Consider the following 14,893-nt stretch of genomic DNA (forward strand, 5'->3'; position numbering starts at 1 on the left):
CCGCATGAAGCGCTTAAACCGTTAGTGTGAAAGCCGATTTCAAGAGGTCGATATTCATTAATCATGAATTGAAATCGAAAAATCGTGATGCACGTAAATAATAATCTTCATGTTATAAGTAATTAAAGAAAGTATATTAGAGGAATGATATATGAAACTATCGGTTAAGTCCTCCATAGTTACATTAGCACTTCTTGTTTCAACGAATGCTTATGCATCATCGGCAATTGTAACATCGACAATTAATCTTCGCGTCGGCCCGGGCACCCAGTACGGAACCATCGGGGCGATCCCGAATGGCGTCGGTATTACGGTGGCTGGCTGCACCAGCGGCTATGGCTGGTGTCAGGTGACCTATGGCGGCATGACCGGCTGGGCTGCATCGAGCTACATCGCCATTCAGACAGGCAACGGCTACACGACGAACGACAATTTCGGATCGACCGCCGCAGCGGTTGGCATACCGCTCATCGCAGGCATCGCCATCGGTTCGGCACTGGCGGCCAACAGCGGCCCCTACTGGGGCCCCGGCTGGGGTCCAGGTCCTTATCGCGGCTGGAACGGTGGCGGCAATGTCTATAATGGCTGCATCGGGCGTAATTGCCAATCGAACAGGGGACCAGCACGCCCACACTGGACGGACCGTCCCGGCTGGAACGATCATCCGGGCTATCATCCCGGTTTTGGCCCCGGCTTCGGGCATGGTTTTGGCCCCGGCCCTCGCATGCGTCCCGGCGGCAGGCTGTAAAGCCGCCTCTGGAACCACACCTCCTGACAACCTTCTGTCAGGAGCATCGCCAGATAGAGTAAGGGTGCGGAGGATTTCGCCTTCGCACTCTTTTCATTTGGACGCTGAAAATCCATATTGAGGGCATGGCTTCCTCAAAAGACAAACACTCCCAGGATTCGCACGACAAGGCTGGCGGCTTCGGTGAAGCACCACAAGCCGAACTTTCCGGTGCGCCCCTTTCCGGCTCCATCGCCGGCCCCATTGCTGATTGGGCGAAGGAAATCGGCGACGAGGCTGCGAAACCACGCGCGAAAAACCCAAAACAACCCAAGAAAATTCCCGAGCGCAGCAAGGAAGCGTCGCGCAGCGGGCGCGGTACGTCCATGGGCGGAGCTGCATCCGCCAAGGAGCGGGCGGCGGCTGGCCTCAATCCGGTTGCCGGTCTCGACATCAGTCTGGAAGACGCTGCCGGACTGAACCCGTCCGGTGCAACCGCAACAGTTCAGGCCCTGTCGGACCTGATTGCTTCCGGCAATCCGCTGTTCAAGAACGGCGAACTCTGGACGCCTCACCGCCCGGCACGTCCGGATAAATCCGAAGGCGGCATCGCCATCGAGATGGAAACCAGTTTCGAACCGTCCGGTGACCAGCCGACGGCTATTCGCGATTTGCTGGAAGGGCTGGACAACGACGACCGCACGCAGGTCCTGCTCGGTGTCACCGGTTCGGGCAAGACCTTCACCATGGCGCAGGTCATCCAGCGGACGCAACGCCCTGCCCTGATCCTGGCGCCGAACAAGACCTTGGCCGCACAGCTTTATGGCGAGTTCAAGAGCTTCTTTCCGAACAACGCCGTCGAATATTTCGTTTCCTACTACGATTATTACCAGCCGGAAGCCTATGTGCCGCGCTCGGACACTTATATCGAGAAGGAATCGTCCATCAACGAACAGATCGACCGGATGCGCCACTCGGCCACCCGCGCGCTGCTCGAACGCGACGATGTGATTATCGTCGCTTCCGTATCGTGCATCTACGGTATCGGATCGGTCGAAACCTATACGGCCATGACCTTCGAAATGAAGATCGGGGACCGGCTCGATCAGCGCCAGCTGCTCGCCGATCTCGTGGCCCAGCAATACAAGCGGCAGGACATCAATTTCGTGCGAGGCTCGTTCCGCGTGCGCGGCGACACGATCGAATTGTTCCCGGCCCACTTGGAAGATCGCGCCTGGCGCATTTCGCTTTTCGGCGATGAGATCGAGACCATCACCGAGTTCGACCCACTCACCGGCCAGAAGACCGGCGATCTGAAATCGGTCAAGATTTATGCGAATTCGCACTATGTGACACCACGCCCGACCCTCAATCAGGCGATCAAGTCGATCAAGGAAGAGCTGAAGCATCGCCTTGTCGAACTGAACAATGCCGGGCGTCTGCTGGAAGCCCAGCGCCTCGACCAGCGCACGACATTCGATCTCGAAATGCTGGAAGCAACCGGTTCCTGTGCGGGTATTGAAAACTATTCGCGCTATCTGACCGGCCGCAATCCCGGCGAGCCGCCGCCGACGCTGTTCGAATATATTCCGGACAATGCGCTGGTTTTCATCGACGAAAGCCACGTCACGGTTCCGCAGATCGGCGGCATGTATCGCGGCGACTTCCGCCGCAAGGCAACGCTTGCCGAATATGGTTTCCGTCTGCCATCCTGCATGGACAATCGCCCGCTCCGTTTCGAGGAATGGGACGCCATGCGCCCGCAGACCATTGCCGTTTCGGCAACGCCGGGCGGCTGGGAAATGGAAGAAGCTGGCGGCGTGTTCGCAGAACAGGTCATCCGCCCGACCGGGCTGATCGATCCGCCCGTCGAAATCCGCCCTGCCAAGTCACAGGTCGATGACGTACTCGGCGAAATTCGAGAAACGGCACAGAAGGGTTACCGTACATTGGTCACGGTGCTGACCAAGCGCATGGCCGAAGACCTGACGGAATATCTGCATGAACAGGGCGTGCGCGTTCGCTACATGCATTCCGATATCGACACGCTGGAGCGTATCGAAATCATTCGCGATCTGCGTCTCGGCGCCTTCGATGTGCTGGTTGGTATCAACCTCCTGCGCGAAGGTCTCGACATTCCGGAATGCGGCTTCGTCGCCATTCTCGATGCCGACAAGGAAGGCTTCCTGCGCTCGGAAACCTCACTGGTTCAGACCATTGGACGTGCAGCGCGTAACGTTGACGGCAAGGTCATTCTCTACGCCGACAATATTACCGGCTCGATGCAGCGCGCGATGGATGAAACCAGCCGCCGCCGTGAGAAGCAGGTTGCCTATAATGAAGAGCACGGCATCACGCCTGCCTCGGTGAAGAAGAATATCTCGGATATTCTTGGCTCGGTTTACGAGCGCGATCATGTCCGCGCGGATATTTCGGGCTTTGCGGAAGAAGGCGCGATGATGGGCAACAATCTTGCCGCCCATCTGGAGCATCTGGAAAAGCAGATGCGCGACGCCGCTGCCGATCTCGACTTCGAAAAGGCCGCGCGCCTGCGCGACGAAATCAAGCGGCTGCGTGAGACGGAACTGGCTATTGCCGACGACCCGCTGGCACGCGAGTTTGAGGCGGGCGATGCAGGCGCAGGTCGCAACAAGGGCAAGCCCACCGGCAATTCACGTTTCCGCAAGCCGGCACTGGATGAAATGGGCGCCGATACGACGCGCCCGCTTGGTAAGCCGTCTTTGTTCCAGAAGCCGTCGCTTGACGATATGGGACCGGGCACCGACATGGCAAAACCGCTCTTCCGCAAGAACACACTCGATGAAATGACGGTCAAGCGGACCGAAGTGCCAAGTGGCGGCGACGATGCCGCAATCCGCCGTGAGCGCGCAGGCATCGGGTCTTACGAGGACCCTGCCGAAACAGCGCGCAAGAAACGCCGCCCCGGCAAGACAGGCCGACCGGGACGGTGACCGAGATCGTTGATTATGTGTTGGAATACTTACCGATCTTCCAACACATCACGAACGGCCATTCGATTTTCTATACTCAGCGGCACTGCCCGCCATTCATAATGCGATAGCCTGCACGATCTGCTTCGCAACGATTGGGGAAAGTGCGCCTGTCGTTCCCACGGCGTGCACAAACAGGCATATATTCCCGCGTGCAAGCACCCGCGCCCGGCCTGCCCGGTCTGTTGCCCTGATGCGGCGGACGCATGCCGCCTTCGCCGCCCCATCCCGGACCCGGTCTTGATGAGCACTGGCCATTTGCGATGACGCGATAGCCCTCAGCTCTTGCCTGACAGGAATTGCCGAAGGTCTTGCGCGAAGAACCGCGCGTGGCGCAGACGGGAGCATAGATCATCGGGCACATCTGCGGCTGCGACGGTCCAGGGCGAATCGGCGGACCATAATCCGGGCCGCCTTCGGCAACACAACCGGCGAGAAGCAGAGCGCCCGCAAGCACAGCCAATTGTCTGAATCGATGAAACTGCATTTTCCTCTCCCTTGTCCGGATAAATCCGATCTGTCCCGGTCACTAAAATGGCGCAACCTACGATAAGAGCAAGTCTTTTCGCAAAAGTGCAAAACCTTGCAGACCATATCGACAACCCGCCCATATAGGTTACTTTGGCCGAAGTTGAGGGGCGGAACAGGCAGCATGAATCGTTATCGGCACGGCATAGCATTTATCCTGGCTTCGCAGCTTTTCAGCCTGCCTTCCGGCGTGGCTGCATCCTATGCAGCGAGCGAGCCAAACCCGCCAGTCTATGCGCCGCCTTTACCGCCGGAGAAGAAAGTCCCGACCGTCGGCCGCATCTGCCAGCTCATCGGTGCCAATGCCGACATCCACGGCATCCCGCGCGACTTCTTCGCCCGGCTCATCTGGAAAGAAAGCCGTTTCGATCACAACGCGGTCAGCCCTGTCGGCGCTGAAGGCATTGCGCAGTTCATGCCTTATACTGCTAAGGAGCGTGGGCTTGCCGACCCTTTCGACATAGAACAGGCCATTCCCGCATCGGCGAGTTTCCTGCGCGACCTTAAAGGCGCTTTCGGCAATTGGGGCCTTGCAGCCGCCGCCTATAATGCAGGGGCCGGGCGTGTTTCCAGCTGGATGCGGTCCGGCGGATTTCTGCCGCTCGAAACTGAAAATTACGTGCTGGACATTACCGGCGCACCTGCCGACGATTTCGCGGCAGGCAAGGAGGTCGTGAACCGCCCGCTCGATCCCAAGCTCGCCTTCGTCGATGCCTGCAAGCGCCTGCCGATCATCCGCAGCGCCACAATTCCGATGTCGCGCGTGAAACCTAAGCCATGGGGCATTCAGGTCGCTGGCAATTTCCGCCGCAGCGCCGCTGCCAATCAATGGGTGCGCCTGCGCAAGCAGTTCAGCGCCGTGCTGGCAGGCCACGACCCCGTTATCAGCCGGATACGGACGCCGATGGGACGCCGTGGCATCTATGCAGTACGCATCGGCGCCAACAGCCGCGGAGAAGCCGACAGCATTTGTGCGAAGCTGCGCGCCGCCGGTGGCGCATGCATAGTTTCGCGCAATCGATGAAAATACCAGGACATATCCGTTTAAATTCGCGATATATTAGGGTTAGCCTGTTCTATTTTGGGATTGAGTCGATGATTTTCTTGAAACAATCGTAAAAAATTCTGACGATACCGGTTCAAAGATAACCAATCATGTTCCCCCCAAAGAATTTGCTTGCCAAATACCGCTTCATAGATCAGTCTCCACCTGTTCGGGCATTTAGCGAACAAATGGAAGACTGGAAGAACGGCGCGCCGGGGCCGCTATAAGTTCCGGGTCGAAGGCTCCCCTTCGGCAATGATCGGTTCCTTCCCAATGTCGAGAACTGCCTGCATAACCCTCTGCCGGGTGTGTGGTGCGCTTGGCAGAATTTGTAATACCACTGTCTCCACAAGAGCAGTGGCGCCAAGGAAAAGGAACGGATCCCATGGCACAGACCGGACTGGTCAAATTCTTCAATACCGAAAAAGGTTTCGGTTTCATCAAGCCGGACGACGGTGGCGCTGACATCTTCGTACATATTTCTGCTGTACAGGCTTCTGGCCTCACTGGCCTCGCAGACAATCAGAAGGTTTCCTACGAGACGGAACCGGATCGTCGCGGCAAAGGCCCGAAGGCCGTGAACATCACCGTTACCGGCTGATCGTTCATAAAAGAACCTACCACTTGCCCCGGCTTTTGCCGGGGTTTTTTATTGCCAGTATGCAACCCTGAACGGATGATCATTCAGGCGCGAAATATTACAGATGCTGCAAGTAATTGACCGGAAACTGACAGCTTTCCATCGCCCTTCACCATTGTTCAGCCTCCATTCATGTCGAAACAGTTAATTAGTTATTCATAAACGATACGTGTGTGCCCGTTCGGCGAGCGTATCGGAGAAATTACAGTCGAGCTTCTGAAGGAGCGAACAATGAACCGATTTGCGAAAACAGCCATTCTGGCAGCGGCATCCCTTGCGGCTGTTGCCGCACCGCTTGCAACAGCATCGGCAGATTCCTGGGGCCGCCATGGCTGGGATCGTGGCGGATGGGATCGTCCCTACTACCGCGACCGGCATCGCAACCATGGCGACGCCGTTGCCGCAGGTGTGATCGGTCTTGCAGCAGGTGCCCTCATCGGCAGCGCGCTGAGCCAGCCGCAACCGACCTACGTGCAGCCTGCCCCGGTCTATGCACCGCCTCCGCCGCCGCCAGCTTATTACCCGGCAGCCCCGGCTCGTCAGGCGACTTATTATCGCTCAAGCTATGAGCCATGGAGCCGTGGCTGGTACCAGTATTGCGCCGACCGTTACCGGTCATTCAATCCGAATACCGGCACCTATCGCGGTTATGACGGACGTGATCACTTCTGCTCCGCAAATTAAAGCACATCCCGAAAAGTGTGAAACGGTTTTCGGATAAGATGCGCGTCAAAACAAGTGATTAGAGCACCGATCTGCTTCAACCAGATCGGTGCTCCAAAGCAAACCATCCCGAGGAAAAGCCGCCTTTAAAGGCGGCTTTTTTTATGCATATCCGATGTCGTTCAAAAATGGATTGGAGCGCCGTTCATCACCGAACCGACCACCGGGACCATGCCCGCAAATGAAACCGATATCGTCCCCGAGCGGCAGCAGCTTTTCCTTGATGGAGCGAATCAGCGCCGCGTGATCACCGCCCGGCAGATCGGTGCGCCCGACCGAGCCGTTGAAAAGCACATCACCGACTATCGCAAACCGCGCTTCGGGGTTGAAGAACACGACGTGTCCCGGCGCATGGCCCGGCGTGTGGAACACGTCGAATTCGTGCCCGGCGACGGAAACCTTGTCACCTTCGTCCAGCCAGCGGTCCGGCGTAACATTGCGCACGCCTTCAGTGATGCCATATTTTAGGCCGGTCGCTTCCAGATTATCGAGCAGGAACTTATCATCCCTGTGCGGGCCGATAATGTCCACATTCAGGGCTTCCTTGAGATCAAGGGCTGCCGCAGCATGATCGATATGGCCATGCGTGATCCAGATGGCCTCGACATCGATCCCTTGGGAATCAATCGCCTCGCGGATGCGATCCAGGTCACCGCCCGGATCGATCACAACACCCTTCTTGGTCTCGCCATCGAACAGAATGGTGCAATTCTGCTGGAAAGGCGTGACGGGAACGATGATGGCCTGCAATTGCCCCATAGTCTTACTCCACTTGAATAAATAGCGGTCCGGAAGGTGCTTTCTGACACAGAGATAGTGTCCTGTGCCCGCCAGGTGAAGCTTTAAATAGATACGGGCGGCTGATAGCCGCCCGTTTTCCCTCTCCAGGATTGTTCGAGGTGCCTACTCCGAAAACCGTTTCACGGTTTCCGGGATAGGCCCCGACAGTTCGTCTTACCGGTTGTCCCCACAACCATGCAGTCTCCAGAGCGCATTTCGATCTGATTGAATCAGACCGGCGCTCCAACTGTTTGCTTTCACGCACATGTTACCCGATCGAAGCGGGATCAGAAATCAGTCCAGTGGACTGATTTCCCTGCGTAGGCGCTTCACACTTTTCGGGATGTCTTAGTGCGTCAGGCCTTGGCAGCCATCGCGTTCTTGATCAGGCCGACAACGGCCGTGAGCACGATACCGCCAATGCCGCCGCCTGCCAGCTGACCAACAACACCGTTGAGAACGGAATCGAGGCCACCGCCAGACAACATCGGAAGCAGCTGCCCGAGGATGACACCACCGATGCCGCCTGCCACCGTGTTACCCGTGGTGCCCAGACTGATATTCTTCACTGCTCCGGCGATGTTGCCACCAACCGCGCCAGCCACAAGCTGGAGAATGATAGGTAGTAGAGATTCCATAATCGTCACCCCATCTGAGTTTTAAACCGGAATAGCGCGACTCCGGTAAAAAAATCTTGTGCCGAAACTTTCCAATGTCAAACAATAAGCGACGGAATAACAAAAAAGCGGCCCCAAGACCGCTCTTTTTCTGTTTAAAACTTGGTTCGGCACCTACTATTCGGCTGCCGCCCGCTTTGGCTGAACTTCCGCAGAATAGTCATTCATTAGAACATTTGTAATTTCGGAAGGTTTGAAACGGTATTGACCGATCTCGGATACCGGCGTCACTTCCGCTGCTGTTCCGCACAGGAAGCATTCGGAGAAACCGGCAAGTTCTTCCGGCATGATTGCCCGCTCGATGACTTCAATGCCGCGGCGCTTGGCAAGATCAATGACCGTGCGACGCGTAATACCGTCAAGGAAGCAGTCAGGCTTCGGCGTATGCAGTGCGCCGTCCTTCACGAAGAAGACGTTTGCACCGGTTGCTTCCGCAACCTGTCCGCGCCAGTCGAGCATCAATGCATCGGCATAGCCCTTGGCTTCGGCGGCGTGCTTGGAGATCGTGCAGATCATATAGAGACCGGCAGCCTTCGAGCGCGAGGGCGCAGTGCGCGGGTCCGGGCGGCAATATTCAGCGATATCGAGCCGGATGCCCTTCATCTTTTCTTCGGGCGAGAAATAGCTCGGCCATTGCCAGATGGCGATGGCAAGATGAATGCGGTTGTTCTGCGCCGAGACCCCCAGTGACTCCGAACCGCGCCAGGCAATCGGGCGAACATAGGCGTCTTCAAAACCCTGCTTCTTCAGAAGCTCGCGGCAGGCATCGTTGATTTCTGCAACGCTGAAAGGAATCTCGAAACCGAGAATGCGTGCAGATTCATGCAGGCGTTCGGTATGCTCATTGAGCTTGAAGATCTCGCCGCCATAGGCGCGTTCGCCTTCAAACACCGCGCTCGCATAATGCAGACCATGGGTCAGCACGTGGATTTTTGCATCTTTCCAGTCGACGAATTCTCCGTCCAGCCAGATAAATCCGTCCCGTTGATCGAATGGAATCGCAGCCATTTTCTTGCTCCTAAATATTTCATCGAGCATTTCTTTTTTCAGGATGAAACCTTGGAAATGCCCTGTCTATGCATTTTGACGCGCATCCCGAAAATCGCCTCATACTTTTCGGGATGCGCCTCAGCAGCGCTGTCTTGATCTGGTTTCAGGTCGACTTCAGACCAGATAAACTTCTCCGCATCCCGTCTTCCCCAGCTAAATCGATATAACTGGTGAGACGGCCACCTTTTCCTGCGTAATTGCTGGCCTTTTTGTTCAAAATGCTTTGAGGTCACGCAAACATATTGCGCGAATCCCAGGCGGAGCATGCATGGAAAGAAAATAAATCCTCCACAGGGTTCGAATATTGCGGCAACCATCCCATCACCAACCCATTGAGACGGTGGCGGGAAGCCCGTTAGCGCAATTATTCCTCCTTCTTGCACGCATCAGCGCAAACATTATTCCAAAAAAGCCAGCTCACACTTATCGAAAATTATCTGGGCGATTGAATTATGTCAATAATGCTGACATATTTAACGCAACAGAACGGAGCACAGATGTGAATTCGACGAACGATATGAATTATATAAGCAATCCGTTGACGGCTGAGGAGGCGGCCGACCTCAACGTGATCGAACTACTGTTTTTTTCCTATCGCGACTTTACCGCCGACCCTGATCTTATTCTGGAAAAGATCGGATTCGGGCGGGCGCATCACCGTGTTCTCTACTTCATCAACCGAAAGCCCGGTATGACGGTTGCCGAGCTGCTGGAGGTCCTGCGGATCACCAAGCAGAGCCTGTCGCGCGTGCTTAAACAGTTGATCGATACGGGGCATGTGGTTCAGGCCACCGGCCTTCACGACCGCCGCCACCGCAAGCTTTATCCGACCAAGAGCGGCCGCCAGCTCACGCTTGCCCTCGCCCTTCCACAGTCACGACGCATCGCACGTGCACTGGAGGACTGTGCGCCGCAGGATCGGGAAGTCATCGAGCGCTTCCTCTATAATATGGTCAACCCCGAGCGGCGCGCCCAGATCGACGAGTTTTCTGCCGAAGATAGTTCGACCAGACATCTCTGAACCGAGTGACACTGGGCTTGAGTGTTACGTCTAGTTGCACAAAGTGTCTGAATAAAAAACGTCAGGCCGTGGCGAAAATGGTGGGTTTCGAGAACCGGAGCGCAGTGTACTGCTAAGCATAATCCCGAAAAGTTGTAGACTTTTCGGATAAGATTATGCGTCTGAGCAAGTACATGAGCACCGGAAGCGCAGAAAAACGCTGTTTGCGAGCCAAGGCATGGCGACTTTTGGATCAGACAATAAGTGCTTGTATAAAAACAGGTCCACGCAGGCAGTGAATGGACGTGCCGCATTCCAGTCGATAATATGTGCACCAAAGCATCGGGCATAAGCTGGAATGCTGAAGTAAAATTATCGGAATGGGATCGAAAGACGCCATGGCTGTAGAAGAAGAAAAGACGCTCTCGGACGACGCGCCGCATCTCCTCGTCGTTGACGACGATACGCGTATCCGCAGCCTTCTCTCACAATATCTGACCAATAGCGGATTCCGTGTCACCATGGCTGGAAGCGCTGCCGAAGCGCGCCGCAAGCTCGAAGGCATCGATTTCGATCTGTTGATCCTCGACGTCATGATGCCGGGCGAAACCGGCGTTTCGCTGACGAAATCGCTGCGCGAGCAGAAGAACGTCCCCATCCTGATGCTGACGGCATTGTCGGAAACCGACAGCCGCATCGACGGTCTGGCTGCCGGTGCGGACGATTATCTGCCCAAGCCGTTCGATCCCCGCGAGCTGACGCTTCGCATCAACAATATCCTGCGCCGCGGCGCGCCACCCGCACAGCCGAAAATCGAGCAGATCGTGTTCGGCCCCTATACTTTCTTCATCCCGCGCCGCGAGCTGAAAAAGGGTACGGAAACAATCAAGCTGACGGATCGTGAGCAGGATATCATGGCGATTTTCGCCGAGCGTGCCGGCGAGACGATCCCCCGCCATGAGCTGACCGGTCAGGATGGCGATGTCGGCGAACGCACGATCGACGTCCAGATCAATCGCCTTCGCCGCAAGATCGAGCAGGACCCGGCCAATCCGGTCTGGCTCCAGACCGTGCGCGGTATCGGCTACAAGCTCAGCATCGAATAGCAACCATCGGCAATCAGGAATATCGCGATCAGAAAATGGTGTTTTCTCAAAACGCAGGGCGGCATGTACCAAAGGTGCAGCCGCAATGTTGTTCATGGAAAACGCCATTTGCAGACAGCAATATTTCCGGAAGCGTTTTTCGAGCCAAAAAGTGTGAAGCGGCTTTGCGACAAAATAAGTCTTTTGAGCGCAACCACAGGGTACTGAGGGACGTTTTAACACGATGAAATCGCCCTTGAGAAAATTCTCCCGCTGGTTGGCGCGCATCATGCCGAAGGGGCTTTATGCGCGTTCGCTCATCATCATCATTGCCCCGATGGTTCTGCTCCAGTCCGTGATCGCCTATGTGTTCATGGAGCGTCACTGGCAGATGGTGACCGAACGACTATCGACCGCCGTTGTGCGCGATATTGCAGGCATCATCGACATTCTCGAAACCTATCCGCAGGAACCGGGCTACGACAATCTCATCCGTATCGCGCAGCAGCGGCTGGCGCTGAACATTTCGATCCTGCCGCCCGATCCACTGCCGCCTCCCGGCCCCAAGCCCTTTTTCGCCATTCTCGATTACTTCTTGAGTGAAGAGATCACCCGCCAGATCAATCGGCCCTTCTGGGTCGATACGGTGGGCGATTCCGATCTCATCGAAATCCGCATCAAGCTGGAGGACAAGGTGTTGCGCGTCTTTGCGCGGCGCAGCCAGGCTTATGCATCCAATACAGGCATCTTCCTGACGTGGATGGTGGGCACCGCGCTCGTTCTGCTGATCATCGCCATCGCATTCCTGCGCAACCAGATCAAGCCGATCCAGCAGCTTGCCGAGGCCGCAGAGAGTTTCGGCAAGGGGCGTCCCATGCCGGAGGGGTTCCATCCGCGCGGAGCCGAGGAAGTGCGCCGTGCAGGCATCGCCTTCATTCAGATGCGCTCGCGCATCGAACGCCAGATCGAGCAGCGCACTGCCATGCTTTCCGGCGTCAGCCACGATCTGCGCACCATTCTGACCCGCTTCAAGCTGCAGCTTGCGCTGGCTGGCCACTCGATCGACACCGAGCCGCTCAATCAGGATATTGCCGACATGCAGACCATGCTCGAAGGCTATCTCGCCTTTGCGCGTGGCGAAGGTTCGGAGGAAACCGCAAGCTACGATGTCACGAGGCTTTGCGAAAAACTGGAGCATGAAGCACGCCTGCGCGAGCGCGGCTTCAAGTATCATATTGAAGGCGACAGCGAGATCCATGTGCGTCCGAACGCCTTCTCGCGGCTGGTCAGCAATCTCGTATCAAACGCCTTCCGTCATGCGCAGAATGTCGAGCTGTCGATTTCGCATGTCGAAGGCTGGCTGAAAGTCGTTGTGGACGATGACGGGCCGGGCATTCCGGAAGACCGTCGCGAAGACGTTTTCAAGCCTTTCGTCCGGCTGGATGAAGCGCGAACGCAGGATTCCGGCGGCACGGGCGGGCTGGGTCTTGCTATTGCACGCGATATTGCACGCAGCCACGGTGGCGACATTACGCTGGAAGACGCCCCGACCGGCGGCCTGCGCGCGACCATCCATATTCCGGCTTAAAGCGTTCTGGCCCCGTCAAATGCGCGGCTGCACGTCAAGACAGAGCGATCCGACAACGGAGTTCCATACTTCCAACGCTATTCTTTTCCCTCATCCTGAGGAGCCGTTGAAAACGGCATCTCGAAGGGCGAGGGAAAACGCACGATGCTAGCCCTCGTCCTTCGAGACGGCTCTTTCGCAAGCTCAGGAGCCTCCTCAGGATGAGGGAGAAACGCGCTTGCTTAACGCGAAATCATCCGCTCTCAATAAAGCTTGCCACCATTCGGCACGGGTTTGTCGATTGCAGCGAGAACCACTTCGCCATCTTCATCCGGCATGCCGAGTGTCAAGACTTCCGACATGAACGGGCCGATCTGTCGTGGCGGGAAATTCACCACGGCCATGATCTGTTTGCCGATGAGTTGCTCCGGCGTGTAGTGCCGGGTGATCTGGGCTGACGACTTCTTGATGCCGATCTTTTCGCCGAAATCGATCTTCAGCTTGAAGGCGGGCTTGCGCGCTTCGGGAAATGGCACAGCTTCCACAATGGTTCCGCTGCGGATATCGACCTTCTCGAAATCTGCCCAGGTGATAGTGGTTGCTTCGCTCATTTTTTCACTCCCCGGCCCGCGCTCCCGGCCTCGCAGAAAACCCGGCGCGAGCGCCGGGCCAAAATTCAACTGATTTATAGTCAGGCGCGACCGACGGTCTCAAAGACGACGCATTCAAGCGCTTCACGCGCCGTAACACCCGACCAGACCACAAACTGGAAGGCCTGGAAATAGGCTTCACACGCTTCCAGCGCCGCCGAAAGCAGCACTTCAACCTGACGGCTTGTCGGTTCCGCACCACCTGCCAGCAGCAGCGACTGGCGATACATGATCGCACCCTCCTGCTGCCAGAGATCGAAATGGCCCATCAGAAGCTTTTCATTGATGAGCGACAGCAGGCGCATCACTTCGTTCACACGTGGCTCGGCCACCTTGATGTCGAATGCGCAGGCCAGATGCAGTGCCTCGAAATCCTCCATCCAGGAAAACGAGATGTGATAGTCAGTCCAGTTGCCCGCAACCGAAATTGCGATTTCGTCGTCGCCAGTCCGCTCGAACGTCCAGTCGTTTGAATGCGCGACCTGTTCGATCACATCCACCGGATGTGCCTCACGTGCGAATTCAAGCTCAAGAAGGCTCATGTCCGTTTCCTGTTCTGGGAACCATCTGCCCCCAGATGCTTCCTAATTCCCGGCGCGCAAGTCATTGCTCGCCCGTGCCGGCCACCGCGCAAGAACAAGCGCAGGAAAACAGGCACGAATTGATCGGTTGAGGAACCGGCATGCACAACGGCATGCAAGCGCCTCAATGGCACACGCACATACGCAACTGATACTGGAAAGCAGCCTGAAAGACGCGAAACCTGACACTCAGCCCCTCGCCGCCGCCTACATGACCGCGTTACGAATCATGTAGTGTTTTCAGTCTATTGATGCTGAATCTGAACGCCAGCCCCTTTTGAACAAAGAGCCGTGAAAGCATGTGGAAATATACGAGGGACCGACCGCGACCCTTGCCTTAACCGACTCTAAGACAAGGGTTTTTGCCACTTGCGGCCTGTTAATAAATATTCAGGGATTATTTTTGGATTTTGCCGAAGATGAAGCCGATTTTGCCGATTTGGCATCAGAATCAACTTCGAATTTCGCAAGACGTGCTTCGAGAGCTTCGATTCTTGCCAGCAACGCGCTGTTTTCCGCACGCGCCTTGATTGCCATTTCACGAACGGCTTCGAAGTCTTCGCGCTGCACGACATCGAGCGTGTTCAGCACGCGTTCTCCTTGCGAACGCAACGCCGTTTCCACTTCACGGCGCACGCCCTGGGCAGCGCCTGCCGCATCCGTCACAAGCTTGGCGAGTTCATCGAGAACCCGGTTCTGTCCGCTGGTCATGGCAATCATTCCTTATTTCCAGGTGAGACCTGTTGAAAACATAAATTTGAAATAGGGCCGTCTCAGTTCCGATGCAAGCGCAGCTATAGAAAGTGATCAGGTTCGGCGCACTTGAATC

Annotated in this window: 16 protein-coding genes; 8 read left to right on the top strand and 8 right to left on the bottom strand. The window is 56.3% G+C overall.

What is annotated here, in order from left to right; all coding sequences use genetic code 11:
• The first annotated feature begins 151 nt into the window (after positions 1-151).
• Together OHI65_RS18075 and uvrB are read left to right on the top strand one after the other, a co-directional pair.
• Positions 152-748: an SH3 domain-containing protein gene (locus tag OHI65_RS18075; protein ID WP_010659641.1), complete on the top strand. Its 597-nt coding sequence runs from the start codon at positions 152-154 to the stop codon at positions 746-748.
• A gap of 125 nt (positions 749-873) precedes the next feature.
• A complete protein-coding gene (gene uvrB, locus OHI65_RS18080) occupies positions 874-3,699 on the top strand; it encodes an excinuclease ABC subunit UvrB (RefSeq protein WP_012091678.1) in 2,826 nt (941 codons plus the stop codon).
• A gap of 76 nt (positions 3,700-3,775) precedes the next feature.
• Here uvrB and OHI65_RS18085 read toward each other — a convergent pair whose 3' ends face one another.
• The gene (locus OHI65_RS18085) at positions 3,776-4,225 is read right to left on the bottom strand and encodes a Kazal-type serine protease inhibitor family protein (protein WP_012091677.1); all 450 of its coding nucleotides are present in this window, start codon (positions 4,223-4,225) and stop codon (positions 3,776-3,778) included.
• Positions 4,226-4,390: 165 nt separating this feature from the next.
• On the opposite strand from OHI65_RS18085, the gene OHI65_RS18090 reads away from it, so the two are divergent.
• The 3 genes from OHI65_RS18090 (at position 4,391) to OHI65_RS18100 (ending at position 6,635) form a co-directional block, all read left to right on the top strand.
• Positions 4,391-5,290, top strand: coding sequence for an SPOR domain-containing protein (locus OHI65_RS18090; RefSeq protein WP_010659638.1), 900 nt, complete (start codon positions 4,391-4,393; stop codon positions 5,288-5,290).
• Positions 5,291-5,696: 406 nt separating this feature from the next.
• Positions 5,697-5,912, top strand: a complete 216-nt coding sequence (locus tag OHI65_RS18095) for a cold-shock protein (RefSeq protein ID WP_010659637.1) — start codon at positions 5,697-5,699, stop codon at positions 5,910-5,912.
• Between the two features lie 270 nt (positions 5,913-6,182).
• Positions 6,183-6,635 carry a BA14K family protein gene (locus OHI65_RS18100; RefSeq protein ID WP_010659636.1) on the top strand — a complete coding sequence of 151 codons (453 nt, stop codon included), beginning with the start codon at positions 6,183-6,185 and terminating at the stop codon, positions 6,633-6,635.
• Between the two features lie 141 nt (positions 6,636-6,776).
• Here OHI65_RS18100 and OHI65_RS18105 read toward each other — a convergent pair whose 3' ends face one another.
• From OHI65_RS18105 to OHI65_RS18120, 4 genes are all read right to left on the bottom strand, one after another.
• Complete coding sequence (locus OHI65_RS18105; protein WP_029929127.1) at positions 6,777-7,433, bottom strand: MBL fold metallo-hydrolase; 657 nt, start codon at positions 7,431-7,433, stop codon at positions 6,777-6,779.
• Between the two features lie 377 nt (positions 7,434-7,810).
• Positions 7,811-8,092: a hypothetical protein gene (locus OHI65_RS18110; RefSeq protein WP_010659634.1), complete on the bottom strand. Its 282-nt coding sequence runs from the start codon at positions 8,090-8,092 to the stop codon at positions 7,811-7,813.
• Positions 8,093-8,248: 156 nt separating this feature from the next.
• Entirely contained in the window at positions 8,249-9,139 is an 891-nt protein-coding gene (locus tag OHI65_RS18115; protein WP_010659633.1) for a branched-chain amino acid aminotransferase, read from the bottom strand.
• A 38-nt stretch (positions 9,140-9,177) separates the two neighbouring features.
• A complete protein-coding gene (locus OHI65_RS18120; RefSeq protein ID WP_167375569.1) occupies positions 9,178-9,498 on the bottom strand; it encodes a hypothetical protein in 321 nt (106 codons plus the stop codon).
• A gap of 182 nt (positions 9,499-9,680) precedes the next feature.
• Between OHI65_RS18120 and OHI65_RS18125 the strand changes: the two genes are divergently transcribed.
• The 3 genes from OHI65_RS18125 to OHI65_RS18135 all read left to right on the top strand — a co-directional run bounded on the left by OHI65_RS18125 (position 9,681) and on the right by OHI65_RS18135 (position 12,854).
• A complete protein-coding gene (locus OHI65_RS18125; RefSeq protein WP_010659631.1) occupies positions 9,681-10,202 on the top strand; it encodes a MarR family winged helix-turn-helix transcriptional regulator in 522 nt (173 codons plus the stop codon).
• Positions 10,203-10,579: 377 nt separating this feature from the next.
• Positions 10,580-11,287 (top strand): response regulator, encoded by a 708-nt coding sequence (locus OHI65_RS18130; RefSeq protein ID WP_061346454.1) that lies wholly within the window; start codon positions 10,580-10,582, stop codon positions 11,285-11,287.
• Positions 11,288-11,510: 223 nt separating this feature from the next.
• Complete coding sequence (locus OHI65_RS18135) at positions 11,511-12,854, top strand: ATP-binding protein (RefSeq protein WP_094513974.1); 1,344 nt, start codon at positions 11,511-11,513, stop codon at positions 12,852-12,854.
• A 242-nt stretch (positions 12,855-13,096) separates the two neighbouring features.
• Here the strand turns inward: OHI65_RS18135 and OHI65_RS18140 are convergent, their stop codons facing one another.
• From OHI65_RS18140 to OHI65_RS18150, 3 genes are all read right to left on the bottom strand, one after another.
• The gene (locus OHI65_RS18140) at positions 13,097-13,444 is read right to left on the bottom strand and encodes a tRNA-binding protein (protein ID WP_012091672.1); all 348 of its coding nucleotides are present in this window, start codon (positions 13,442-13,444) and stop codon (positions 13,097-13,099) included.
• Between the two features lie 80 nt (positions 13,445-13,524).
• Positions 13,525-14,025: a YbjN domain-containing protein gene (locus tag OHI65_RS18145; protein WP_010659627.1), complete on the bottom strand. Its 501-nt coding sequence runs from the start codon at positions 14,023-14,025 to the stop codon at positions 13,525-13,527.
• A 429-nt stretch (positions 14,026-14,454) separates the two neighbouring features.
• Positions 14,455-14,775: an accessory factor UbiK family protein gene (locus tag OHI65_RS18150; protein WP_071633505.1), complete on the bottom strand. Its 321-nt coding sequence runs from the start codon at positions 14,773-14,775 to the stop codon at positions 14,455-14,457.
• Between the last annotated feature and the right edge of the window lie 118 nt (positions 14,776-14,893).

Origin of the sequence: Brucella sp. MAB-22 (assembly GCF_025908475.1) — a bacterium.
Lineage (GTDB): Bacteria > Pseudomonadota > Alphaproteobacteria > Rhizobiales > Rhizobiaceae > Brucella > Brucella anthropi.

Coding starts and splice junctions, on each gene's coding strand:
- OHI65_RS18075 (WP_010659641.1), top strand. CDS start 152: ATGAAACTATCGGTTAAGTCCTCCATAGTTACATTAGCACTTCTTGTT.
- uvrB (WP_012091678.1), top strand. CDS start 874: ATGGCTTCCTCAAAAGACAAACACTCCCAGGATTCGCACGACAAGGCT.
- OHI65_RS18085 (WP_012091677.1), bottom strand. CDS start 4,225: ATGCAGTTTCATCGATTCAGACAATTGGCTGTGCTTGCGGGCGCTCTG.
- OHI65_RS18090 (WP_010659638.1), top strand. CDS start 4,391: ATGAATCGTTATCGGCACGGCATAGCATTTATCCTGGCTTCGCAGCTT.
- OHI65_RS18095 (WP_010659637.1), top strand. CDS start 5,697: ATGGCACAGACCGGACTGGTCAAATTCTTCAATACCGAAAAAGGTTTC.
- OHI65_RS18100 (WP_010659636.1), top strand. CDS start 6,183: ATGAACCGATTTGCGAAAACAGCCATTCTGGCAGCGGCATCCCTTGCG.
- OHI65_RS18105 (WP_029929127.1), bottom strand. CDS start 7,433: ATGGGGCAATTGCAGGCCATCATCGTTCCCGTCACGCCTTTCCAGCAG.
- OHI65_RS18110 (WP_010659634.1), bottom strand. CDS start 8,092: ATGGAATCTCTACTACCTATCATTCTCCAGCTTGTGGCTGGCGCGGTT.
- OHI65_RS18115 (WP_010659633.1), bottom strand. CDS start 9,139: ATGGCTGCGATTCCATTCGATCAACGGGACGGATTTATCTGGCTGGAC.
- OHI65_RS18120 (WP_167375569.1), bottom strand. CDS start 9,498: ATGGTTGCCGCAATATTCGAACCCTGTGGAGGATTTATTTTCTTTCCA.
- OHI65_RS18130 (WP_061346454.1), top strand. CDS start 10,580: ATGGCTGTAGAAGAAGAAAAGACGCTCTCGGACGACGCGCCGCATCTC.
- OHI65_RS18135 (WP_094513974.1), top strand. CDS start 11,511: ATGAAATCGCCCTTGAGAAAATTCTCCCGCTGGTTGGCGCGCATCATG.
- OHI65_RS18140 (WP_012091672.1), bottom strand. CDS start 13,444: ATGAGCGAAGCAACCACTATCACCTGGGCAGATTTCGAGAAGGTCGAT.
- OHI65_RS18145 (WP_010659627.1), bottom strand. CDS start 14,025: ATGAGCCTTCTTGAGCTTGAATTCGCACGTGAGGCACATCCGGTGGAT.
- OHI65_RS18150 (WP_071633505.1), bottom strand. CDS start 14,775: ATGACCAGCGGACAGAACCGGGTTCTCGATGAACTCGCCAAGCTTGTG.